Below are 22,734 nucleotides of genomic sequence, written 5' to 3'. Positions count from 1 at the left end.
TTTAGCTCAAGACCAAAGGTCATTTCTTGATCACCCTGTGCCTCCCTGGGAGTAGCCTGTTCCAAGCTTTTCAATAGTTGGCCAGATACTCGTCAAGCTCCCACTGGTGGACTTCAGCCATAAAGCGCTCCCATTCCTCTCTTTTTGCTTCCAGGTAACACCTGGCTATGTGTTCCCCCAGCGCCGCGCAGACAGTCTCATCCTCAGCGAGGGCATGCAATGCCTCGTTAAAGGAGCGCGGCAGCCCGTTGTTTCTGACCAATTCCCTCAGCTCTCCGGGTCCCGGGTGATTTTCCGGCAACGGCTGCGGAGGCTCAATCTTTGCGGCAAGACCGCGCTCTCCAGCCGCCAGAACAGAGGCCAGGACCAAATAAGAGTTGCAGGCCGGATCGGGACTGCGCAGAATGAAACGGGTACCGTACCCCCGCTGCGCGGGGACACGGATCATTGCGCTGCGGTTCTTTTCAGACCAGGCCACCAGACACGGAGACAGTTCGTCCGGCAGCAGCCGCTTGTACGAATTAATCAGCGGGTTGGCAATAGCCGTAATCGCCCGGGCATGCCCCAGTACGCCCCCGATATAATGATAGGCCGTCTCACTCAAGCCCAAACCGTCATTCGAGTCTTCAAGGATATTCTTTCCCTCACGCCAAAGCGACAAGTGCAGGCGCATACCGGAGCCCTTTTCCCCAGCAAGCGGTTTAGGCATAAATGACGCGTGCAGCCCGTGCCGCTGGGCGATGGTCCGCACAACAAATTTAAAGGTGGCGATTTTGTCCGCGATCGCTAAGGCACTGTCCTCCTTGATAAATATCCCGTGCTGTCCGGGAGCTATCTCGTGGTGGGAGGAAGAAATCTCAAAGCCCATTTCTTCCAGCGTCAGCACCATATCCCGCCGCGCGTTTTCACCCAAATCCACCGGAGACAAATCACAGTAACCCGCGTGATCATGAGTGATAGTGGTGGCCTTGCCCTGTTCATTGGCGTGGAACAAAAAAAACTCAATTTCCGCGCCGGCCCGCAACTGCAACCCCGTGCCGGCAGTTTTTTTCAACACTCTTTTCAGGGCGGAGCGGGAGCAGCCGGGAAAAGTTTCTCCTTCCGCGGAACAGATGTCGCAGATCAGCCTGGCTACCGCGCCGTCCCTGGGACGCCAAGGAAAGATCTCAAACGTGGCCGGATCGGGGTAAAGATAAATTTCGCTTTCTTGGTTGCGAATAAAACCTTCGACAACGGCGCTGTCAAACATGACCTGTCCTGCCAGCGCCCTTTCCAGTTCTTCTACAGTAATGGCAATATTTTTAAAAGAACCGAAAATGTCGGTAAATTGCAGGCGGATAAATTTGACATTATATTCTTTGGCTTTTTCCAATACTTCCTCTCTGGTTAAGACTTTCAAAGTAAACCTCCATTTATTTATTCATAATCTAGATACTGATAACGCATTTCTTTTCATATAAAAATAAAAAATGCCCTCCAAAGACCCGGTAATTCTACCGGTCTTCAAAGGACGCCTTTGCCCCAAAAAGTATTAAGTTACATAAACAAGTATAAACATTTACTCTTAAAAAATCAACCGGTTTACAAATAAAATATTGTATACAATCACTGGCGCTTATTATCCTTTTTGCTATAGAGTTTAATAACTTTTTTCGCGACCCTGACTATCGGCACACAATTGTCCATGCTTAATCTCTGCAAGTATTTATAAGCTTCTTTCTCACTTAGCGCCCTGGCCTCCATCAGCAAGCCCTTGGCTTTTTCCACAAGTTTTCTTTCTTCCAGCGCTTGTTTAAGCCCTTTATTTTCCTCTTCCAGCTTGATGAATTTCCTAAAGTTAGCAATTGCTATTTCTATGGCGGGAACCAGCTGCGCGTCGCTTACCGGCTTTACCAGGAAAGCAAAAATCCAGGAATCTTTGACTTCTTCCAGCATATCCCGTCCCCGGGAGTCGGCCAGCAGGATTACCGGAGCAACCCGGTGTTCTTCAATAATTCTGATAATATCCAGACCTGCCGCGCCCGGCAACATTGTATCCATAATAACAAGATCGGGGTCGGTCTGAAAGACCACCTTGAGAGCGCTCCTGCCTTCACTCACCTCGCCGACCACGAGATAACCCGCGAGGATCAGAATTTCTTTTAACTTTTTACGAGAATTAACATCAGCATCGGCAATAACGATCCTGGCCCCAAACATGGGACACACCTCGAAACGACTGTGAATTGAACTTTATTTTAACACACCATGTTCAATAAAGATACTCCCGCCGCAAGACGGGGAAATAGCCCTCCATTAATTCCCTGCCCAAACAAATCATAACCTCTGCTTTTTATAATAGATATTTAAGACAGAGCAATACGTTTACATATTAAAAACCCCGGCCAAACACTGATTTGATTCCGTCTTGGCAAGTCACCTTTTGCGACATATTAAACCAAACAAGGAGGTTTGGATAATGGCAAATGGGAAACTGACCAAACTATTCCCCGGCGGCAACACATCACTAGGCTTTTATTCTTTCTACGATCATATTATTGAAAAAGACGCCACCCGCGTCTTCATTTTAAAAGGCGGGCCGGGTGTCGGAAAATCAACGTTTATGCGCAAAATCGGCGAAACGATGTTGGAGAAAGGATACGATGTTGAGTTCCACTGCTGTTCATCCGACAACGACTCTCTGGATGGCATCCATATCCCGGCCATTCGTGTGGCGATGATCGACGGGACCGCCCCGCAGAGTGAAGTTCCCATTGTCTAATACTTTTTCACTATTATTAAGGCCGCTACCACCTGGCAAAACACCTGGTATCCGGCCCCTTATAACAACATTCCGGCCTTCAACAATAACCTTATCAACCAGTAAGCGAACTACATGTCGCTTTTCCTCGAAAGTCAGTTCTTGCAGCCTGCCGGCGAATTCATCCACAGCCTCTCTAAAAGCTAGTTGCTCTTCTTCCAGGAGTTGCTGACGGTGGGATTCTTCAATCAATTCCGCCAGTCGTTTTTCCATCCTCTCGACCCGCTCTTTAATCTCAATCAGAATCTTATCGCCCTCATCTTCAGGTATAATACCCTTTTGGTATCCACGAATAATTCGGGCGCGTTCCTCGCTGGCTGCATCAAGTTGCTGTCGCACTCCCACTATTTCTTCCTCTAATAGCTTTAAGTTTTCTCCAACACCTTGCTCCTTTAATTCCATAGCAAGCACTTGTGGGTTGGTCAGCCAACCCGATACTTTATCCCATACGATTTTCTCCAACCGGTCAGCAGGCACGCTTGAAGACCGGCAACGTTCCACCCCAGTAATACCGGGACTTTTCGCCGTACAGACGTAATATCTGTAATATTTTATGCTGTCTTTCACCCTGCTTCTTCTCGAAATACGGTTGCCGTGCATCGTATGGCCACATTCGGGAGCTCCGCACCGGACCAAACCACTTAAAAGATACTGCTCGATTGACATACCCGGTTTTATTCGTCTCGCATCCCGCAGCCGGTACTGCACTTCCTCCCAGATCTGCCGCTCAACAATTAACGGAACCTGTACGGCACACCATTCTTCCCGAGGTCTTTTTTTACGTGAAACTTTTTCTTCCGGTGCGCGATAGCGGTTATTCTTAACTCCCGTTGAGTCTTCTACCCGCAAATACAATGTACCGGTATAAGTTTCATTCGTGAGTATGCGACGCACAGTACCACGATGCCAGTATGCCTCTTTACTTTTGTCTCTCGGCCCTCTGGGAGGCGATATCTGCATGTCATTTAACCTGCGGGCGACTTCATAAGGGCCAACATACTGCCCCCGTCCGGCCTCCAGCACCCAGGAATACATCATGCATACCACACGAGCCTCCTCCTGATTGACCCAAAGGGTATCTGTTTCTTTATCATAGCCATATCCATAGATACCGGGGCTATGCGTAAGCATTCCTTTCTCGGCTTTCTTCTTTTTACCATCACTGGTCCTCATTAATATTTTAGCTTTTTCAAATTCAGCAATAGAACCCCGGAGTTGGTAAAATAGCCTTCCATCGGGAGTGTCACGCCACTCGAAATTGATAAAATCAATCTTGACTCTAGCTTGTTCAATTTTTTCTGTGATAACCAATTGATTCATAAGTTTCCTGGCCAACCGGTCAGGATCAAAGCAGATGAAATAATCTACTCCACCTTGTTGGATTCGTTCCAGTATCAATGTAAGAGCAGGACGATTGAGAATTTCACCGGTAACATCGTCACAAAAAACCTCCACCCGTTTACACCCAAGTTCACTAGCCCGCCGCCGACACCTTTCCTCCTGGACCTCCAGGCTGTACCCCTCCCGGGCTTGATCCTCTGTACTCACTCTGAGATAAATTACCGCAAGCAATAAGCCACCCCCTTAGGATATTTAACGACTTAGATTTCCAGATCGGGGTGTCTTTTTCCTGTTTGTAATTCGCGAAAGAACATATCTAGTCGCTTGTTTGATTGCCTGTTCACGCTGTCCGGGCGTGCCCACGGCCTCAACTACTACACGCCAACTACTCTCACATACCTTCTTGTTTCCTGCGTTTTTCCCTTTTTTCAAGGCACCACCCCCTAATATCTTATGAAAATAAAGTCTTGTCCTAATACAAAAAAAGACCTGGGCAAATTTAAATCCTAGAACACTAAAAAAAACCGGGAATTCCCGGTTTTTTTAGTGTTCTAGCTTTGTTATTGATATTCTGCCGGTAGTTTAATTAACTAGCGAACATTTTTTATAAATAAGCATAATGTCTGTCACCGGATGTGGATCACCCAAGGGAATGCTTTCTAGACCAGGCATGACTAGTCTAGCTACTCTCTCGTTGTGTTCGAAAATATTGTTGAGTGTTTTTTTATCAGTTTTCAACCAACTTCTTCTCATTGAATATTTAGAGATTGTCCCTATTAGAATTATTTCGTCATCACGCGGCACAATAGGTTCTTTGTCCTTCCATTCTGCATCATATTGGATTAAATTATCAGAAATTTTTCGTGCTTTTTTTCGTCTAAGATCTCTCGCCGCCGTACCTGGTTTTAGGCGAGCTTTTATTTTGCCGCTCGCGTCAGCGGCAAAAACTACTTTAGTCACCGGCGGAAAAATCAAAAGACTCCCCCCTATTCTTAACGCGTATTTACGACGCAGCCTTTTATAGTACAGGCACCCGCGCTTATTATACCGGGGCGGGACCGGGTCCACGGGAATGTAAAATAATAAAATAATATCTAAATACTATCAGTAATTCTACATTTATTGTAGAATGTGTTAACACAAATGTCAAGAAAATATTTCACAAACATTGTATAATGTGTATAATTAATTCAGGGCAGATCTCCAGGAAGATCCGGGAGGGCTACTACTTAGGAGATAATATGGAACCGGCCATGATATAAAAAACGGGTTGCCTTAGTTCAATTCACACATCACAATTCATAATTACACATTGATATAATTATCAAGAGTTAGGCTATCCAACCACAATGTAAAAAACTATGTTGAAAGAGGTATAATAATGTTCTCTTTACGACCTGGAAGCATATTAGATTTAACAGTAATTGCAAGTGATAATCATGTAACAGAAGTAGCTAAGTCTTTTGGTATACCTTATAGCACACTTACAGCCTATATATCTGGTATCCGGTTTATTCGCCCTTCAGCTGCATGGGATATAGGAACCCGTTGGGGCAAATATATAAATCAGTTTTTAAGTAACATTTTATTTGATAAAATAGAAAAGGAGACGAATACACAATCGATCCGGGAAATTCCGTCAGACTGGGTATTTGAAGATGATCCGGATTTTGAAGACATTAGGCATTATGCTGAGATTTTTAACGAAAATTTTCAAACTGAATATAATCTTCGTCAAATTGTTGAACCTGTATCATGGCAAAAATCGTTTAGTTGTTGTGCAGCTCAGGTTCTGGCTCGATTTGAGGCTAGTCAATCTGCGTCAAGTAAACTAGACGTTTTCAGCAAAAAAGATGCTATTAATCTTCTTAATATATTAATTAAAGGTCCATTTACTGAAGAAAATCTTCCTAACATGCTTAACCTTGCCCTACGATATGTTCTATGGCGTGTTAAGACAAGAGAGTATTATAAATTAGAACAATTTTACCCTATCTCACGATGTATAGAAATCAGAGATACAAGGCCTATCCTTTTACTACAACAAGAAGAGAATATATACTACCCACCGGATCACAAATTATCTCGTGGAATACAGTTACCTGATACACCACGTCTAAAAAAAGCGGCAACATTAGATGCGCTTATGTTATGTCGTTTTGTGGAAGTCAAAGCGGATCATAGTAAGTATAATTATTACTGTTCATGCACCAGTCCTCAAAATGATTCCATATATTTCACAGCCAATCCGATTGCTACTTATGAAAGCAAATATTACACATAACAAATATGTTTATTACGCACCCTTATATTTTTAAATCTTGGATCATTGGCTCGATAAGCAGATAACAAATTTACAACTTTAACATGTTCCAACATACTGTAATTTCCATATAGTAATATAGCTATTTCAGATACTGGTATTTGGTCCTGTTTTTCAAGAAAACTAAGAATAATAGATTTCTTACTAACCTTTCTTTCTTTCACTTTTAACTCATCCTTTCAGAACTAATATAATAGACCCCACGCAGGGGTCTATTTTTACTTGCTTCTTATACAAGTAAACCGGCAGGCAGGGACTGGCCGCCATTATTAAGCACGTCCAATTTAATAATCAAAATCTTTCTCTAACTCATAATCCTTAGAAGGACATCCAAATAGTAAAGCACCTGAAACCTCTCTTTTCACCATATCCAGGTTAATAAGCCAGTTACCAGCCTTCACACATAATATGGACGTTGGGCGGTTAGGCTTCGCTTTTGCCGTTACAACCGGCCACTCATACCTAAAAAGTTTTTCCCTGATTCTTTTCCCCAGTTTACTCTTAACTTGCTCTGATACTATAAAGTCAGCAGGTATTCGCATGCACATTTCTAAACGTTCCTCGCTTTTTTTATCCAGATAAATCGTATAGACCTCATTACATCGCGGCTCGTAAATGAATACAATGCCACAAAAAGCTAATTTAAGACGAAAAGCCGCTTCGTCCCTTCGAGATCCAATAAAACGACATACACGATTACTTAACATATGACTTAAAAAAAGTCGGGCAGTCTGAAAATTTCTTTTGGTTGACGGCTTTCCAAGTACGCGGCTTAAATACATTTCAGTCGCGTGAGAACTTATATAAACTCGCTTTGGGAGAACATATTTATCTAACATGAATCTCTACTCCCAGTCTGAATTCCACTGATAATCACTCTCCAATCAAGATTATTACTAAAAGTTCAACAAATTCTCCGGAGCATAGATGTAAGTTGTCTCTTTCCTGTCGTGACCAAGAACCTTCGTTGTATCCTCTCTAGCCATCGTCATAGCTCTTTCCCTGCCCATACCTGAGGAAAGGTATTCCTTAAACCGCTTAGTAATAAATTCGCGGCCAAAAGAGTGCCGCAACCCGTGAGGCGTAAGAGCGCCCTTATCATTAGGAACCAGGTTGTGGCCGGTAAATTTCCTCTCCTGATCCTGAATTTTTTTACGGTGATTGTATATAAAATTTTCAACTTTCTTCTCATAAACATGAACCCTCATGCCAGCTGGGGTAAAAGCATAGCCACCCCGGGAAGAATTCCTCAGCGCCTCTTGAAAGACAGCTACAGCTCTGTCGGTAAGAGGTACTTCCCTGGGGCGGCCACCTTTGGTGTTTTTCAAATGTAATACGCCAGACTTCAGCGCATCCTCAACTACAGAGCGCCGGAGGCTGGCCGCTTCGTCCAACCTCATTCCCGTGGACCTGATCGCTTCCATGGTCCTGTTGATGTCATACCGGCCAATTGACACAGCCCTGGCCTTCATCTGAGAAAGCTCACGTTCCGTCCATGCCCTGTCCGCCCTTCCGTCAGGAGTACTGCCCAGCCCCATTTCCTTATTTGCCGTCTTACTATCTTTTAAGCTATACCTTGCCTGCGGGATCTGCCGGTGCAGGTATCTTATCCCGCTTAGATCGTTCTTTACATACTTGTCGCTACAGCCGCGGCTTTTCATGTGCGCCGCGTAAGCTTCAATATGCTTGTCCTGGATGTTTTGAAGCTTTTTCAGCTTAAAGTGAACTCCCACAAAACCGATAAACCTATTGGCGGCGGCGATATAACGGTATTTCGTTTCAATGCTCCCTTGACTGGCTCCCCTGATCACTTTTTCCAACTGTGCACCGAGATTATCCACCACACCAACACCAGTTTTTTTATACTTATACTTAATGATGGAAATACAAATCACCCCCTAAAAGATTAAAACCGGCTACACAGCCGGTAAATATTAGAAGGCATCCGGATTATCGTGTTGTACTATAATTCGAATGCCCATAACTTTAAATATGAGTTTATGCAATCTGCAAAATTCGCCACACTACCTATCCCTGTATATAGCGTAATCTGTTAATGTTGTGCAACAATAAAAGTTCTTTTTGTCATGGATATTATTTAATTATTTGGTTTATTATTTTTTGGGGGAAATAAATCTCCTTTATAACCATTATGCTTAATGGTAACATCACTGATAACGTTCCCATACTGATCGATCAAATGAACATTTCCATAATGATTAGTTAAATAACTTGTGACTGCATCAAGTTTAGTATGATAAATATCTTCTTCTGTAAATCCTAAAGGTTTCAACTGCTTATATATAAAATAGGCTAATTCTTTTTGTTTAATATCTGCAAAATATTTACCAGTAAAAGATGAAAGCATTGAAACTATCGAACATTCATCTTCAGAGTTAACAAAAATATATGCCGGTGGAACCTGTAATATATATTTCTTGTAAAAAACTCTACCAATAATTTCACGAAATTGTATTGGGTGAATCTTTATAGAGTAAAATGGCTTCAAATAGTTATCCAATGATTCTTTAATTATTCCATCTTCGCCAATACAACAAATTATTCCAGTGTCACCCACTTGAATGGCAAGCTGCAAACGGAGCAAATCATCTGAAAAGAAAAAATCCAATTTGTTATCATTCTTAGGATTTGTATGTACATTAAAAACAAATAATGAAAAAACATTTCCTGTAAATTTTACTTTTGGCTTTACGGATTGAAGAAAAACATGTACTATCTTAAATTTTGAAAGCATCTCGGGTTCCATTAAATGTCCTTTTTGAGGATTTGCTCGATCTACAGATAATGATAAGTCCTTGAACAATAATCCGTAAAATAATTTAGTCATCCATTTAAAGATTGTTATTTCATCAAGCTCCATAAAACTCTTATAACCATGTTCTATAGCAGACTTTATATCATTTTCCAATTTAGATAAATAAACTCCATTGCAATCATTGCAGCATGGAATTGTAAGGTTTTTATATGGAATTAAAGTTTCATTAAATAAACACAAACGTTGGTTCCATAAATCATACTTATGTAAAAGCCATTTAGGAAAGACATGTTCATCGCTTACATTGCTATCAGTTAGTAATCCTCCACACAAAAAACAATGCTTATAATCAAATGTTATACTTGAGAATGGTGAATAAATTATATTCCTCTTTTCCATATTTATGTCCTCTGACAATCATATTTACTTGTTTTTATTGCCTCATCTTATTTAACCGTGTTTAGTGTAGATAACATTAATAAAAGTTACTATAAAAATCAAAAAAGGTTCAGATTTTATCCGACCCTTAAAAAAGAATAAAACTAATCATCCCTGATGCCAACTCTCGCGGTTCTCTTTTTAAGCGAACCCTGAAGACCTCGCGCTCCGCGAATTTGCCGGGATATTTCTGGCCGTCTCTGTCTTACTCCGCTCCTTTAAAAAATCGCCTCAGCGATTTTTAAATCGCTCCGTAAGACAGAGACGGCAGCGGGTGTTATGTTGTCAAAGTTCTGTTCGTTGAACACCGGGGTGCCACATAACCCAAAGGGTGGAACTCACGCTCCAGTGGCGAAGGCACTTACGTCTTTTTGAGACTGCTCGATCATCGTGCTGTGCCTTTTTAGCCGTATTTTATGGGGTCAGTTGCCAAATCCCCACTCAACCAAGCATCCACTTGGTTTGGTTAAATAAACCCGGCGCGCTTTAGCGCGTCCATGCCGTCAGTTCCCGGTCCGGCAAGTAACCTTCAAATACCCGAAACACACGTCTCCAACGTGGTTTTTTTCCGGTGGACCCGTTTTCGTCCAATACTGGTGAAACACATCTTCGCCTTCAGCAGTCGGTTCAGATGTACCGCATCACATTGTCTACACACAGCTCCTTGGCTCTTTTCCGCACAGCCTTGCTCTTCGCTTCGGCCTTGCTCTCCAAGTTGTGCCTCGCTTTTCGCTTGTTTTTACCTGGAGCCAGTAAGATTCTTCAGCAGTTGCCGCTTATCGCCCTCAACATGCTCCGGAGCTTCCATCCGCACTATTCCTGGAGATAAAATAGTGGAAGAATCCCATAAATGTTACCCATCAGATATGCAATATGCCAGCATCACGCTTGCATCTGATGTTTTCCTTCTTGCCGTTTAGCGTCACGCATTAAGCATGAAGGGTACGTAGTGTAGGATTAAATAGACAATACAATAATACCATAGGCACCATAAAATGCAAGGTCTTAAAAGTATTATCCCAGCGGATTGAGTGATTCGTATTGTGCTACCCACTTACCACGGTCTAAATATATTTTTTTGAGGTTAACCCCCTTTGCAAGTTCCAACAGAGCATATCCTTCCAATTCACTGAAACCGGTATCAAAGGAATGCGGCAGGTATTTCTCCAGAAAATACATCTTCACTATTCTATTTTTTACGACTCGGTACTGGAATCCTTTTTGCTTTAAGTCTTTTGGCGGTCGCAAGTCCTCGCCAGTGGCTTTTTTTCGCCATCTGCCAAGGGCCTCTCTCAAGCCCTCTTCCCGCCTGGTTAATATTTCTATCTGTTTTGTAAGCTCTTCTGTTATTTTCTCCTTTGCCTCTACTTCAGCATTTATCTGCTGACGGGCTTGATGTTTTATGTTTTCCACCACTTCAGGATGAACAAGTGTGTTTTGCAGTGTTTCAATTTGTTTTTTCTGTTTTTGGTTTTCCTGCTGTAAGGTATTGATCATAGCTACGTTTTTGTCTAGTTGAGCCTCATAGCTGTTAATGAGGGTGATATATTCTTTTTCCGTCATTTCCACGTTAATACTACCCTTACGGCCTTTTTTATCGAATATGTTTTTCCTCGCTTCTTCCAGGGTGTCATAATGACTGCTACCAAATAGGCTCAGACCGTCAATTCGGAATTTCATATTCTCCCTCTTTTTCTTTATCATTGTTAAGTTGCAAGTGTAAAAATTTTTACACTTGCAACACTTCCCACATATTTAAATGGCAGTGGGGAAGCCCTACCCGCTGCCATTTAATGGACCTGCTTATATATTATCATCAATCATACACACTATCTTCCTCGTTGTCCCAGTCGTCAAATGTCGATTCGGCTATTTTCAGCCATTCAATAAGGGTATCGTCCGCATCGTCTGGTATATTGACCACCAGCTTTCAGGATGTTTTTAGATCAGGAGTAGGGAGCTTGCTACTTGTCCCAATGCACCACCAGTGCCTTGCCGTCTATGGCCTGGCCGACATGATTAATATCAGCCTTCGTTTTCAGTTTTCAGCAATTCGCGGTACATCACCGGCGCTGACAACCCCTTGCAGTTTGTTTCAGTATCATTTTCACCAATGCTCACCTGCGCCGCACCGACAAAGGCGTTGTTTTGTACAATAGGAGATCCGGAATCGGAATAGGTTAACTTTCTTCCTTCTGGAGTGGTGAAAGAGAAATTATCACCCGATACTTCCGTAATATTAACGTTATATCCCTTTGCATCAGTATCTATACCATCAGCAGTATACAAAACAGCGGAACCTACATTCGGGGATTTCACCAAAAATCCACCTCCAGAGAAATCTTTTTCGTCTCTATCGGCCTCTACCAGTGGATAAGCCTTGATTCCATAATTAGTTGCATTGTCAAACTTTAACTGGTCATAAAAAATACTTTCATAAGTATTAGAAGCAAGAGAGACATAACCCGGTCCGGATATATATCCGGACCCTGAGCGATCCTTTATGCCTTGCGCAGACAAAACAGCCTCCATAGAACGTGTATAAAAACACACTGTTGTTTTAGCCGCATACGTTGCCGTCTCATTTGGATCTACTCTAACAAGAGCCTTCTGACCACTCACATAAACATATGGACCTTGAAAACTAGTGTAAATCATAGGTACTAGAAACATCGCCAGAGAAATTAACACCATAATAAATCGGATCATAAAAACCATCCTTTCGAATTAGTAATACCAGGGAACTGGCCCGCCTGGTTCACCGGGATTAGGGACCAACCGTGTTCTGAATTTTGGCGGGTTATTAATACTGCCAACCATTTTCCATCCATATACATCTACGGTCTCATAAGTCACTCTTTCTTCCACCACTTTCACAGTCACCTTCACAGAGTTTTCCCCATGGTATTCTCTAGAAGGCGGCCGGGTCGGCGTAATTCTAAGAACGTTATCACTGTACGTTGTTTCAAGTCTATCAATATGATCGTTTCCGTGATACTTTTCAGGCACCCAGCTCCCCCCGCTGTAATAGCAGTTAACAGCAGCAACAATTGTATTAGTGGTAGTATAATCAAATTTTGCCGAAACAGAGCCTTGAGCCGAAAAGCTATGAATGGCACTGTCTTTAAGCTCCAAAGAACCGCTGCTGTTCTGAACGTAAAAACGTATTACGGCCGTACCAGGCATAGTAAATGTGCTGTCGAAATCAGCCGTTGTCTTACCGTCATTGTAACGAATACTGGTGCCGGATATATTGTACTGAGAAGGCTGCGGTTCTTCCGGCGTTTCACCACCACCTCCCACCGTGATATTTAATATCTGTTCGTTGTTGGTGTATCTTTCATTTTCAGCAATCGCATGGTTAGAATCCCCCGGCACTTTTCCGCCGTTCACCTTCAGGGTAATTAAAGAACTACTAATACCACCCGGGCATGTCCAGGGGATAGTGACAGTTTTTTGCCCGTCAGTGTTTCGGATAGATAAATTGCCGGAATAAAATTGATAACCGTCCCTGTCCGCTTTTAATGAAACAGTTTTATAGTCCGCAAACTGCGGATCGATTTGGCTAACATTAAATGAGATATTACAGGTTTTTCCAATTTCAATATTGGTTGAGTTAATAGTGGCATTTGTTATAGCATAGTCAGGGTACTTAGGTGTAGGCTGCGAACCACCTGATAAAAGTTCCGTAGGCATAAGTGGCACTGTTAAGTACCAAAGATTACCACTTTCATCGCGGTGCCACATCCTGCCAATTCCCCAGGCGTATTGGGTTGAGGGGGCAAGGATGTGGACATACTGCACGATGTTGTCCCAAAAATTCGGATATACAGCCTCGCCAGCAACATTATAGCCGTTGATGTTTGTGCCACCCTGATAATACATGTAAATGCCATTCTTAATGTTTTGATAATACTCCATTGAGCCATCGTATGGGTTTGGTTCAGTAATACCAGTAGCACCATTTTTCCAAGGTTCTGGTATCCACTCTTGCCCGTCTAAATATGCCCCGTTCGCGTAAGAGTCGGGAGGGAAACCTATGTTAGTATATTTATCACCATATTTCGTGTAACCAAGATAACGATACTGACCATTACGATAATCGTTTCCCGGTACATCTTGCGGACTTCCGTACACCAAAGCTCCAAAGTAGTTGTTTCCTACTTGATAATTTGTCAGTGTTGAGACAGGAACATAATTGATACTTTTACCATTGCTTTCCTGTGTATAGTAACCACCAGCCAGAGCATTGGCTATTGCTAGATCGGGATTGTATAGTTCGGCGTAACTATACCTACTATATGCAGCGAACAAAAAAAGAAAGATCGCCGCCATAGCGAACAATCTTTTAATCACGAAAAACACTCCTTATTATTTTTAACTAATAATTTTATTTAGTTACCTGATATAATGTTTGCTGGCTGTGGAACGCTCCAAATCGTTATATTAATTACAGTATCACCAAAATTGGAGCTTACGCGAGAGGATTTACCATTAGAAGAATTCCAATACCTCCCTGGTAATTTCTGATTAATATCTGTTTTCTGCCTAGCATAGTCCATCAATTCGCTGACCGTCTGATTGTCCAGACCTTGGGATAGAATTGCTTCAGCTTCATTCCATGAACCTTCTTTGGTTATATCTAGCCAGAGATACATTTCACAGTGATTAGGGTCGTTTGGTTTTATACCCCAATCAATACGTAGACTCGTATTTATCGGTATCTGATAATTATTCAACGTTGACGTACCAGTTACCGCCTCTTCCTTTTGCCAGCTTAACCAGTTTGCCGCAACCCTCACGTCCGGCTCCGGTGTTCCCGCAGGCCAGCAAACCACGGTCTGTGTTGCTTCGTCCCAAGTTACTTGAAATTTTAATCCCTCGGCAACGTACCGAGCTGGCAGGAACGTCCTCCAAGTTGGCGAGGACATAAGCACCGGCGTCACATCCATAGCCTGGCCGTGTTTATCCCCGTTGACATTCATCCATAGGTTTCCAATAGTCATTTGCAGTGTTGCACCAGCCCCCTTGATGGTTGCCATCTGACTATCATCGTCCCAGGTGATATTCTCATTGCTCACTCCCAAAGCGTTGCCCAGAAAGCGCACCGGCACGTAAGTCCGGTCGTTCTGGATGAACGGGGATACATCCATCTTTACTCCAGGAGTTTGCAAGTTTACAACGTAGTAGGGCACCCCGATTTTGAATACTACCGAAATGACAGGTTGATCCTGGCTTGCCTGCTCTGCGTGAACCGTGCGCAGCCAGGGAACCGAAATAGTAAACATGGTTAGAACAACAACAAAAACAATAACTCTCTTCACTTTAAAAAACCTCCTTAAGTCTGTTTTTTAGACCATCAAAATCCAAGAGTAATAATTTTATACTACCCAAGCCCCTTTCTCTTCCCAAACGCCAAACACACGCGCCTGAGAAAAGATTACTTGACCGGGCACATTCCTAATCTTGACAACCCCCATAATCCGGATATATTATTTACTTAAAGTTATCACTCCTTAAATTAATGGGAATACTGAAACTGAGGAACGGCGTAGGTGCCTCGCTTGCCGGGGTTTCGTCTTAGGCCCTTGAAACTGTTACAGCAGCTTCAAGGGCTTTCAATTACTTCCGCCGGTCAGCTATTAGCACGACGAGGGTTAGCAGAAGAGTTACGGCTATTACGATTTGAATTGCGTCTGATATTTGAATCATTTCTGCCTCACCCCCTTTCGGATTATAATCCCCGGCAGGTGAGGCCCGCCCTCAGTTCCGTATACCCAACATTATTTTACCATTTCTGACAAGCCGCACAAGAAATATTTACCGCTATTGCCAGGCATCACCCCTATTTAAATGTGCGATTGTAAATACTTTGACACTATCACATTACCCAAATGTCAAAAATTTTACAGGTAAGTAATAATATCTCACCCTATAAACACCATTTATGACACTCTCCTTTTCACAGTGCCACTGCAATCACCTAATACGCTTTGCTGCTTTTCCGTTCCCTTGTCCTCACAAATAAGCTTTTTTGCAAGCTCTAGACTAACAAGAACCACATCATTTGATAACTTAGCAAAATCCACCTCTAAGCCATGCATAATTATGATTGTTTCACTAAATTCCCTTACTTCATGCGCCACTGCGTTCACCTTCCCTTTTGTCCGCCGCTTCGCAAAGGTCCCTGATAAATTCGAGAGCTATATTTTTAACTTTGTCATCTGAATCATCGTTAAGTTCTTCCACCAGAACAAGGAAATTTCTTCGTTCTTCAGCCGTTCTGTTCATAAACCTTGAAGCAAAATCAATTATCCTGGATTCCACGTAAGTATATTGCTCCAAGCCAGCGCCGCGCCCGGCATCCTGAGCCGGTACAACCATCAAATTTTCTTGCGCCACCTGGTACGCCTCCTTTTAATTTTTAGGATTTACCCAGGTAGCGCAGGTGGCAACCGGCATGTTATAATTGACCTCACCGGAGGCCTCCGCGGCCCCTGGGTTGTTAGGTTTTGAGGGCTGTTCTACCGCTAAGTAACCAGCCCTCAAGCTATTTTGAGCACCTCCTTCCCAAAGCTTTTCTTAAAAACATGTCCGGTCCCTGGAACCGCTCCGCTTGCGGCTACGTCACCGCTCAGACTCCCACCGGCTCCTGTGTCCGGTTTCGACCAGGTCAGGTATTCCCAGCGGCTGCACGGTTAAGCACCAAGGGGCCAGACATTATAAGTCAGACTCATATCCCCATTTTCTGGTTTGGATTGCCCAAATTCTTCTTAGCACAACCGGAAGTATTTCGCTGATCGCTTTCATGCTTAAGCCTCCCTCGTCAGATATACAAAGTTTTGATAAATTCTTTCTTGCGTTCCTTCTCTAGTGTCTTTTTATGTCTATTACCTCCGGGCCCATCTCTGGAGGTTATGTTGTTGTTTTTATCCCCACTTTTATGAGTTATACTTGGCTTTGCCGGCTGGTCCGGCTGGATATCGTTTTCCAGCGCGTAGCGCAGCCAGGCTCCCACTCCCCGGATCTCGGCTTCCTGTGAGAGCTGGCGGCGCAGTTCGTCAAGGACTAAAGATACTTTTTCCGGAGGGTGTTTCTTTTCAATCTCCTTTGCGAAGCTAACGGATATATCAACTCCGGCCACTGCCCTGACTTTTGAGCAAATCTGTTCCCATGCCGGAGGTTCTTCAGGCTTTTCTTCTTCCTTGCCATTTTCCGTATAAGTTTGGTGGTTGATTACTTGATTAGTTTCATCGGTATTTGCCGGAGGCAAAGCAAAAGCAGCGCCGTCATTCTCAACAGTGCTGCTTGCAATTTCATGATTTGTAGTTTTTCCCACACCGGGCTGCTCAACAACAACAACAGATCTTTTAACTGAGTATTCTTTGTCGGAAAGCTCTTTCCGTTCTTGACCGGAACATCCTTTCCGGTCCGGAACGGAAAGAGCTTTCCGGTCCTTGTCGCTCAAGGCTTTCAGTCTCTGTATTTTTGAAGTATCATGGATATAGTAGATGTTGGTCTGATTAAGCCCTCGCTGAACCCACGAAATTAAATCGAATTCCCTGAGTTCATCAAGGTATTTACGAATTGTCCTGTCTGTGCAGTTAGCTACTTCAGCTAGTCTTTCTTGTCCGGGAAAACACTCGTCCTCTTGCCAGGCAAACATTAGCAATATTGCATAGATGGACTTTGCAGGCAAAGACAGCCTTGGTGCGGTTAAAACCGAATTAGGTACTGCTGTAAACCCTTTCTTCAAAACTGGATCAAGAATAACAAGGGTTTTTTCTTTCATCACTGCTACCTCCATTTTAACCTCTATAAAATAAAAAAGCCGCAGGTATATTTCATCCTGTGGGTACTCAGGCGCATTAACGGCAATGTTATTATTTTGCTGTTTATAGTGTTTGTCGTTACCATTATATGGATTATGCAAATTTGTTATTGTAATTTTCCTAAGTGATCGTACCTTTTTTTATGTAATAGTTAATATTGTTTTTTTTGCAAAAATCAACTACTATATCAACCTGCTGATTATAGAACGCCCTATGGGTTGTGAATGACGTAACTTCTTTACTGTAGTTTGTTCGGCCAAAGATAATTTTATTGGCGAACGAAACAGTATTTAATATATTAACCAAATCCTGTTTTATGAGATTCGGCGTGGGATAAGGTTCAATACTCACCCACGTCCGGGATCCTTTGTCGAACAGAGCTTTTAGTGCGGCAATCCTATCCGCATATGGGGACGCACCGGGTTCGATTCTTTGGCGGTAACTCTCGTCAAGAGAAATAAGAGTTATTCCATATTCATTTGCTGGAGATTGTTCTGTCAACTCTATGGGTAACAGTCCTTTTGTGAGGACTGTACACCGAATGCCAGCCGCATTGAGTTTTTTTATTGCCGCTATACTCATTTCTCCAACTTTTTCATATCCGAACATAAACGGGTCGGTGGTAAAGCAAAGCTGGACGGATTCAATCTTTGATTTCAAGCGAGGAATTTCATGGTCGAGTATTTCAAGCGTGTTGCTCACCAACTTAGGCGCACACCACGTCTCATAGTTGGCAATCTTTCCAAACCTCTTAGCCATCAAAAACGCATAGCAGGGGTAAAGGCATCCGTGGGAACACCCTAACACATGGTTCATTGTATAATCTCCATATTCGACGCCCGTTTTGTATAACATGGTCTTTCGCGTTATGATGTCCATTACAATCACTTCTTTCTTAGCATAAGGGTATTGCCTTTGCCTTCTTGCCAAAATTTCGTGGGTTTGCCCTTATCAGTAAAAGCTGGATCTCTCGAAACGATAATTTCTCCGTTCTTTTCAAAGGTCTTAAGTATAGAACCTCCGCGACCACTACTTAGACGAGATAAATCGCATAGCACGCCGTGCTCGTTATAAAAGTCTGCTAAAAACTTGTTGAGGCGAGTAAATTCTGTTGTTGTTGAAAGCAGTTCGCGAACTTTCTCCTTAAGAATGCTATCGTCAATTATTTCATTTTCAGCCGTCTGTGTCATTAAGGAAAGTTGCCCACCGCTTTGAATATCAATAACCAGACGGTCCGTTCGTTTGGCGATATTATCGGCCATAAGTATACAGCCGTCAGGATGGTTGGTCGCATGAACCATTCGGTACTTCGGATGCTGTCCTGCTTTTAGACGGATTGGCATATCCAAAACATAGTTATATTTTTGCCGTAGGTGGAGTTTATATTGTTTGGCAAACTCCTTCTCAGCTTGGTAGCAGTCGATTATTCCTCTGCTGTAATCGGCAACAATCGAAAACCAATAGTCATCGCCCGCTATGGCAGTGAGTTCGTCTATAGAATCCATCACGGAACTGTCGTACTCTTCTATGTCACTGAAAATCTCATCTTCTCTTTCACGAAAACCCACTTTCATGACCCGGCAAGCCTCACGAATAAAACCGAAGGAGTTAAGGTTTATCAGTAATTCGGCGGTACTGAATGAAATCGGCAGTGAATCAAATAAAGCAGCGTTTAACACCTTCACTCCATAAGGATCAACATAAAGAAATACGTTGGGATTGCGATACTTTTTATTTGCCTCCTGCAGCAAGGATATAATATTATCCTCAAATCTGCCGTCGATAATCTCACAACGCCCCGCAGGTTGACTCGCAAGATTTGCCTCTAAGTCCTTTGCATGATTTAATTCTATAAATCGCATACAGATTTGAGGTGTAGAGCTACCATAGGGATGGGCGGGGCGATAATGCGCAATACTCCTGTCCAGACTGTCCAACGCAGTTAGCGGTGAGCCGTTCTTGCCGTCATCAAACTTTCCTTTGCCCGCAAAGCAATCCACATAAAAGATTGGATTATTCATGGACATCATCTTGTTGAAATACGGAACCAAATAGCAACCGAGCAACTCGTCTTTAACTTCAGACCAAATTTTCTTTTGTTTGAAAAAATCACGGTTGTTTTTAGACATTATATTCGCTCCCTTGATACACTGTTGTTGAGTTCCCATCAACAGACTTGCCTTCAAAACACAATCCCAAGTTATTCTCTCTTCTAAATAACATTTATACTGTAAGCCAATATGCTTCTAAACTTCCTATAATTGCTATAACCGCATATTGCAAACTGTCGATTTTTAATCTTGAGGATATACAATCATTTTTTAGGAGTATAAAACTTAATAACTTGATATGGCAGATTTCAATCGTTTTTTACTGTTCAGTTAGATAATGTATCTTTAGCATTGATTATAAAAATGAAAAAAAGAGACTTCTTCACCTATACCATTTTCGCAAGGATTAATTGTACAAAATAGCCTTTTTAAGGGAAACCCACATTGAGAAAACCACCATGTAATTGTTTTTGCTTTTTCAGAAAAATCCCCACTATAGATCCAAAAGACATTGGGAATTTTTAAGGCATTAGCGTTCATTTTTAATTGTTCAGATAGTGCACCGGCTATTAAATCTGGTATTGCTATAAAATCTTCGATTTGTCGTGTTCCATTATCACAACAACTTGTTCCACAACGTAAATGTCCTAAAGGGAAGCTAATATAATCATTAATAATCCAAGCAACTAAATTAGTTAGTTCACAAACACGTTGATCGTTAGCAGCAATGTTATCTTCATCAGTAAACCAATATATATTTTGTCCTTGTTCACATAATCCTGCTATTAGAAAGCTTAAAAAATGAATTATTGTAAAAGCTTTAACTAAAACATCTGGTTTCCACTTCCTATATGGAATAAAATCTGGGTTTTCTAGATCTAAAGGAGAATCATGGGAAAATAATGATTTACATTTTTTATTAATTGCTATTGAAAAAGATAAACCATTTAAAGAATTTGCCGCCTCAAGAAAAGGTATAAGTGCCTTTCTTCTCTGATTATCGCCGAGATTTTTGAATGACATCCGTCTGGAATCCGAGAATATTTTTTGTCTTATTATTAGTCGAGCATATTCCCATTCTGACCAATTCTCTAAACTAGTAATTAAATAAGAAAAAACATAATAAGGAGCATCTGGCGATTCTCCACTATAATCTGATCCTAATAATAGATCTTTTGAGTTTCGAAGATTGGGAAAACTATCTGGGTGTTTTTCTTGTAGTTGCACAAAAGACTTATTTAAAATATCAAAGATTGTCCTAGGGTAAGGTGTAACATCTCTCCAATTATTCTGTGTCACTGTAGTTTTCACCCAACTTCATTTTTCTCCTTTAAAATATTCGGCACAACGATAAGTGGATGAGCAGACACAACGAAGCGCAATGTCCGCTTATCTATGGTTATTACACACCTGGTGCGGGGATATCTCCTTCACCTGAAATACATTCTGGTCAAATTAACAATCAGCTTCCCAGTATAGACATTTGTATTATCAAGTGAGGTAGCTCAAACTAACCACTAACAGAATGCCATAGGACTTCGCGAGGTGACGATCGTTAATATCGGTATCAGCCGGGGGGGCGACTGACTATGCATTTATGAGAGAGCTGAACGACTAAAGTTTTCATATAATCGAAAATTCATCTATATTAAGGTACTCTGGATTATAGATAATTTTTGTAATATTTCCACGTTGAATTATGTGACTCCTTCTTTACTTTCAATTAATAACAAAAAATATCCAAATTGTTGCACATTCCAAAAAAATAACAGACATTTCAGGAATATCAAAAAGGGCTGTTATACTACTCAGCCCTTTACTTTCCAGGTTTTTTTATATATGTGGGTGCATCTACTAAAATGACTCACATTTAAGCAGCCACCGACTTGAGACCAGTCATCCCAAAGGAAAATCAATGCTCCGGAAAATTGAAGCATTTCAATCTTAAACTTTTCTTACTGCATTTTTATAAGCTTCAGGTAGCAAAGTAACAAATTACCTTGGATAGATTTTTAAAAAAATGATAAAAAGAACAACCATTTACATAAAAATGATTGAGCAATAAATCCAATAATACCAAGGGTTAGCCCACATGAAGAACTGTAGAAATAGCCTTCACGCTCTTCTAACCCATAGTTGTCACTGAAATCAGCATACTGCTTGGTTAATATTAATAGTTCACAAACGAAGATCGTCTATTTTTACCATCTGGCTAATATTGACATTCAACCATATCGTAGTTATACTTCTCTCAAGAAATATAATCCTTATTTAAGGGTGATAAACAATGGCAATTGACCGTTTGATTGAAGAAATCAATAAACTTACTCCTAAACAGAAAGAAGAATTATTCCGTAGATTAGGAATTTTCAATTCCAAAAACGACGTGCAACTAAGAGGCGGTCCAGACGATCCCCTTTCAGAATTAATTGGTATGATAAAAGGACCAGGTACAGGCTCCCAACACTACAAGGAGGATTTATATGGAGGCAAAAGACCTTTATAAATGTTTCATCGACACAGGGGGCCTAATTGCTCTACTTGATGTCACTGACCCCTACCATAAAGAAGCCTCAGCTTTTTATAACTCATTAAAGAAAAGCACTTTACTTTTCACCAGCACGCTGGTCATATCAGAAACATATACCTGGTTACTTTACCACTGTGGTCATTCATTAGCCAACCGTTTCCTTGGAATAATTGAAAATGCAATAAAAACAGATTATATTAGATCTGTAATTCCTGATACCGACCTAATAAACAAAACCCATGCTGTTCTCAGAGCTTATGAAGATCAGAATTTATCTTACCCTGATGCTATGAGTTTTGTCATCGTTGAACAGTACGATATTCAAAATATATTCGGATTCGATAATCATTTTTATATAATTAAGCGTAGCCTTTGGCCGCACATAAAGAAAAGATAAATTAGCATTCATAATAAAGGCAATTTTTATTGCCTTTATTTTTCTTGATCACCTCCATTTCAATAGAAACCGGCCTATGGTAGTAGCTACCAGTAACATGACTCAGGACGAACGAAAATATTACCGGAGGCTTACTGATGATGAGTAATGAAAATAAAATACCCGACTTTGCCACTCTCCAGGAAGCTAGGGAATTTTGGGAAAAGCACTCTCTGGTTGATTTTAGCAAAGACCTTGAAGTGGCAA

The 22,734-nt window shown here is 41.7% G+C and carries 21 protein-coding genes and 1 pseudogene; 4 read left to right on the top strand and 18 right to left on the bottom strand.

Annotation, left to right across the window (positions count from 1 at the left end; genetic code table 11):
* Nucleotides 1-70: 70 nt before the first annotated feature.
* Nucleotides 71-1,399 carry a glutamine synthetase family protein gene (locus tag A4E54_RS12350; protein WP_286726305.1) on the bottom strand — a complete coding sequence of 443 codons (1,329 nt, stop codon included), beginning with the start codon at nucleotides 1,397-1,399 and terminating at the stop codon, nucleotides 71-73.
* Between the two features lie 206 nt (nucleotides 1,400-1,605).
* A complete protein-coding gene (locus tag A4E54_RS12345; RefSeq protein ID WP_240081989.1) occupies nucleotides 1,606-2,199 on the bottom strand; it encodes an ANTAR domain-containing response regulator in 594 nt (197 codons plus the stop codon).
* Between the two features lie 259 nt (nucleotides 2,200-2,458).
* On the opposite strand from A4E54_RS12345, the pseudogene A4E54_RS12340 reads away from it, so the two are divergent.
* Nucleotides 2,459-2,737, top strand: a pseudogene (locus A4E54_RS12340) (P-loop domain-containing protein); the annotation flags it as partial.
* Here A4E54_RS12340 and A4E54_RS12335 read toward each other — a convergent pair.
* Nucleotides 2,663-4,372 (bottom strand): recombinase family protein, encoded by a 1,710-nt coding sequence (locus tag A4E54_RS12335; RefSeq protein ID WP_286726304.1) that lies wholly within the window; start codon nucleotides 4,370-4,372, stop codon nucleotides 2,663-2,665. The pseudogene A4E54_RS12340 and the gene A4E54_RS12335 overlap by 75 nt on opposite strands.
* A 351-nt stretch (nucleotides 4,373-4,723) precedes the next feature.
* Nucleotides 4,724-5,116, bottom strand: coding sequence for a hypothetical protein (locus A4E54_RS12330; protein WP_240081992.1), 393 nt, complete (start codon nucleotides 5,114-5,116; stop codon nucleotides 4,724-4,726).
* 406 nt (nucleotides 5,117-5,522) lie between these two features.
* On the opposite strand from A4E54_RS12330, the gene A4E54_RS12325 reads away from it, so the two are divergent.
* Nucleotides 5,523-6,425 carry a hypothetical protein gene (locus A4E54_RS12325; RefSeq protein ID WP_240081993.1) on the top strand — a complete coding sequence of 301 codons (903 nt, stop codon included), beginning with the start codon at nucleotides 5,523-5,525 and terminating at the stop codon, nucleotides 6,423-6,425.
* Here A4E54_RS12325 and A4E54_RS12320 read toward each other — a convergent pair.
* From A4E54_RS12320 to A4E54_RS12255, 14 genes are all read right to left on the bottom strand, one after another.
* Nucleotides 6,416-6,628 carry a hypothetical protein gene (locus A4E54_RS12320; RefSeq protein ID WP_240081994.1) on the bottom strand — a complete coding sequence of 71 codons (213 nt, stop codon included), beginning with the start codon at nucleotides 6,626-6,628 and terminating at the stop codon, nucleotides 6,416-6,418. The two genes, A4E54_RS12325 and A4E54_RS12320, sit on opposite strands and share 10 nt — an antisense overlap.
* A gap of 120 nt (nucleotides 6,629-6,748) precedes the next feature.
* Nucleotides 6,749-7,303 (bottom strand): hypothetical protein, encoded by a 555-nt coding sequence (locus A4E54_RS12315; protein WP_240081995.1) that lies wholly within the window; start codon nucleotides 7,301-7,303, stop codon nucleotides 6,749-6,751.
* A gap of 57 nt (nucleotides 7,304-7,360) precedes the next feature.
* Nucleotides 7,361-8,305 (bottom strand): tyrosine-type recombinase/integrase, encoded by a 945-nt coding sequence (locus tag A4E54_RS12310; RefSeq protein WP_286726302.1) that lies wholly within the window; start codon nucleotides 8,303-8,305, stop codon nucleotides 7,361-7,363.
* 257 nt (nucleotides 8,306-8,562) lie between these two features.
* The gene (locus A4E54_RS12305) at nucleotides 8,563-9,639 is read right to left on the bottom strand and encodes a hypothetical protein (RefSeq protein WP_240081997.1); all 1,077 of its coding nucleotides are present in this window, start codon (nucleotides 9,637-9,639) and stop codon (nucleotides 8,563-8,565) included.
* A 1,053-nt stretch (nucleotides 9,640-10,692) separates the two neighbouring features.
* Nucleotides 10,693-11,382 carry a hypothetical protein gene (locus A4E54_RS12300; RefSeq protein ID WP_286726300.1) on the bottom strand — a complete coding sequence of 230 codons (690 nt, stop codon included), beginning with the start codon at nucleotides 11,380-11,382 and terminating at the stop codon, nucleotides 10,693-10,695.
* Between the two features lie 321 nt (nucleotides 11,383-11,703).
* Nucleotides 11,704-12,387: a hypothetical protein gene (locus A4E54_RS12295; protein ID WP_240082000.1), complete on the bottom strand. Its 684-nt coding sequence runs from the start codon at nucleotides 12,385-12,387 to the stop codon at nucleotides 11,704-11,706.
* An 18-nt stretch (nucleotides 12,388-12,405) separates the two neighbouring features.
* Nucleotides 12,406-14,034, bottom strand: coding sequence for an Athe_2463 domain-containing protein (locus tag A4E54_RS12290; RefSeq protein ID WP_240082001.1), 1,629 nt, complete (start codon nucleotides 14,032-14,034; stop codon nucleotides 12,406-12,408).
* 38 nt (nucleotides 14,035-14,072) lie between these two features.
* Entirely contained in the window at nucleotides 14,073-15,002 is a 930-nt protein-coding gene (locus A4E54_RS12285) for a copper amine oxidase N-terminal domain-containing protein (protein WP_240082002.1), read from the bottom strand.
* 621 nt (nucleotides 15,003-15,623) lie between these two features.
* Complete coding sequence (locus A4E54_RS12280; RefSeq protein WP_240082003.1) at nucleotides 15,624-15,824, bottom strand: hypothetical protein; 201 nt, start codon at nucleotides 15,822-15,824, stop codon at nucleotides 15,624-15,626.
* On the bottom strand, nucleotides 15,814-16,080 hold the full coding sequence (locus A4E54_RS12275) for a hypothetical protein (RefSeq protein ID WP_240082004.1): 267 nt from the start codon (nucleotides 16,078-16,080) through the stop codon (nucleotides 15,814-15,816). The genes A4E54_RS12280 and A4E54_RS12275 overlap by 11 nt, the downstream gene beginning before the upstream one ends.
* Before the next feature lie 424 nt (nucleotides 16,081-16,504).
* Nucleotides 16,505-17,470, bottom strand: coding sequence for a helix-turn-helix domain-containing protein (locus tag A4E54_RS12270; RefSeq protein WP_240082005.1), 966 nt, complete (start codon nucleotides 17,468-17,470; stop codon nucleotides 16,505-16,507).
* A gap of 160 nt (nucleotides 17,471-17,630) precedes the next feature.
* Nucleotides 17,631-18,326, bottom strand: coding sequence for a radical SAM protein (locus A4E54_RS12265; RefSeq protein WP_286726298.1), 696 nt, complete (start codon nucleotides 18,324-18,326; stop codon nucleotides 17,631-17,633).
* A gap of 68 nt (nucleotides 18,327-18,394) precedes the next feature.
* On the bottom strand, nucleotides 18,395-19,639 hold the full coding sequence (gene tcmP, locus A4E54_RS12260; protein WP_286726297.1) for a three-Cys-motif partner protein TcmP: 1,245 nt from the start codon (nucleotides 19,637-19,639) through the stop codon (nucleotides 18,395-18,397).
* 267 nt (nucleotides 19,640-19,906) lie between these two features.
* Nucleotides 19,907-20,872, bottom strand: a complete 966-nt coding sequence (locus tag A4E54_RS12255) for a hypothetical protein (protein ID WP_240082009.1) — start codon at nucleotides 20,870-20,872, stop codon at nucleotides 19,907-19,909.
* A gap of 976 nt (nucleotides 20,873-21,848) precedes the next feature.
* Between A4E54_RS12255 and A4E54_RS12250 the strand changes: the two genes are divergently transcribed.
* Nucleotides 21,849-22,067 carry a hypothetical protein gene (locus A4E54_RS12250; RefSeq protein ID WP_240082010.1) on the top strand — a complete coding sequence of 73 codons (219 nt, stop codon included), beginning with the start codon at nucleotides 21,849-21,851 and terminating at the stop codon, nucleotides 22,065-22,067.
* Nucleotides 22,045-22,488: a type II toxin-antitoxin system VapC family toxin gene (locus A4E54_RS12245; RefSeq protein ID WP_240082011.1), complete on the top strand. Its 444-nt coding sequence runs from the start codon at nucleotides 22,045-22,047 to the stop codon at nucleotides 22,486-22,488. Before A4E54_RS12250 ends, A4E54_RS12245 begins: the two co-directional genes overlap by 23 nt.
* Nucleotides 22,489-22,734: the final 246 nt, after the last annotated feature.

Source organism: Pelotomaculum sp. PtaB.Bin117 (assembly GCF_002067195.1).
In the GTDB taxonomy this organism is placed as follows: Bacteria; Bacillota; Desulfotomaculia; order Desulfotomaculales; family Pelotomaculaceae; genus Pelotomaculum_D; species Pelotomaculum_D terephthalicicum.
Note: the sequence above shows the minus strand (reverse complement) of the source record. Positions and strands in the feature narration are given on the sequence as shown.

Excerpts from the sequence above, each read along its gene's own strand:
- A4E54_RS12265 (WP_286726298.1), bottom strand. The coding sequence starts at position 18,326 with ATGAACCATGTGTTAGGGTGTTCCCACGGATGCCTTTACCCCTGCTAT.
- tcmP (WP_286726297.1), bottom strand. The coding sequence starts at position 19,639 with ATGTCTAAAAACAACCGTGATTTTTTCAAACAAAAGAAAATTTGGTCT.
- A4E54_RS12295 (WP_240082000.1), bottom strand. The coding sequence starts at position 12,387 with ATGATCCGATTTATTATGGTGTTAATTTCTCTGGCGATGTTTCTAGTA.
- A4E54_RS12300 (WP_286726300.1), bottom strand. The coding sequence starts at position 11,382 with ATGATAAAGAAAAAGAGGGAGAATATGAAATTCCGAATTGACGGTCTG.
- A4E54_RS12305 (WP_240081997.1), bottom strand. The coding sequence starts at position 9,639 with ATGGAAAAGAGGAATATAATTTATTCACCATTCTCAAGTATAACATTT.
- A4E54_RS12325 (WP_240081993.1), top strand. The coding sequence starts at position 5,523 with ATGTTCTCTTTACGACCTGGAAGCATATTAGATTTAACAGTAATTGCA.
- A4E54_RS12270 (WP_240082005.1), bottom strand. The coding sequence starts at position 17,470 with ATGAAAGAAAAAACCCTTGTTATTCTTGATCCAGTTTTGAAGAAAGGG.
- A4E54_RS12315 (WP_240081995.1), bottom strand. The coding sequence starts at position 7,303 with ATGTTAGATAAATATGTTCTCCCAAAGCGAGTTTATATAAGTTCTCAC.
- A4E54_RS12250 (WP_240082010.1), top strand. The coding sequence starts at position 21,849 with ATGGCAATTGACCGTTTGATTGAAGAAATCAATAAACTTACTCCTAAA.
- A4E54_RS12245 (WP_240082011.1), top strand. The coding sequence starts at position 22,045 with ATGGAGGCAAAAGACCTTTATAAATGTTTCATCGACACAGGGGGCCTA.
- A4E54_RS12345 (WP_240081989.1), bottom strand. The coding sequence starts at position 2,199 with ATGTTTGGGGCCAGGATCGTTATTGCCGATGCTGATGTTAATTCTCGT.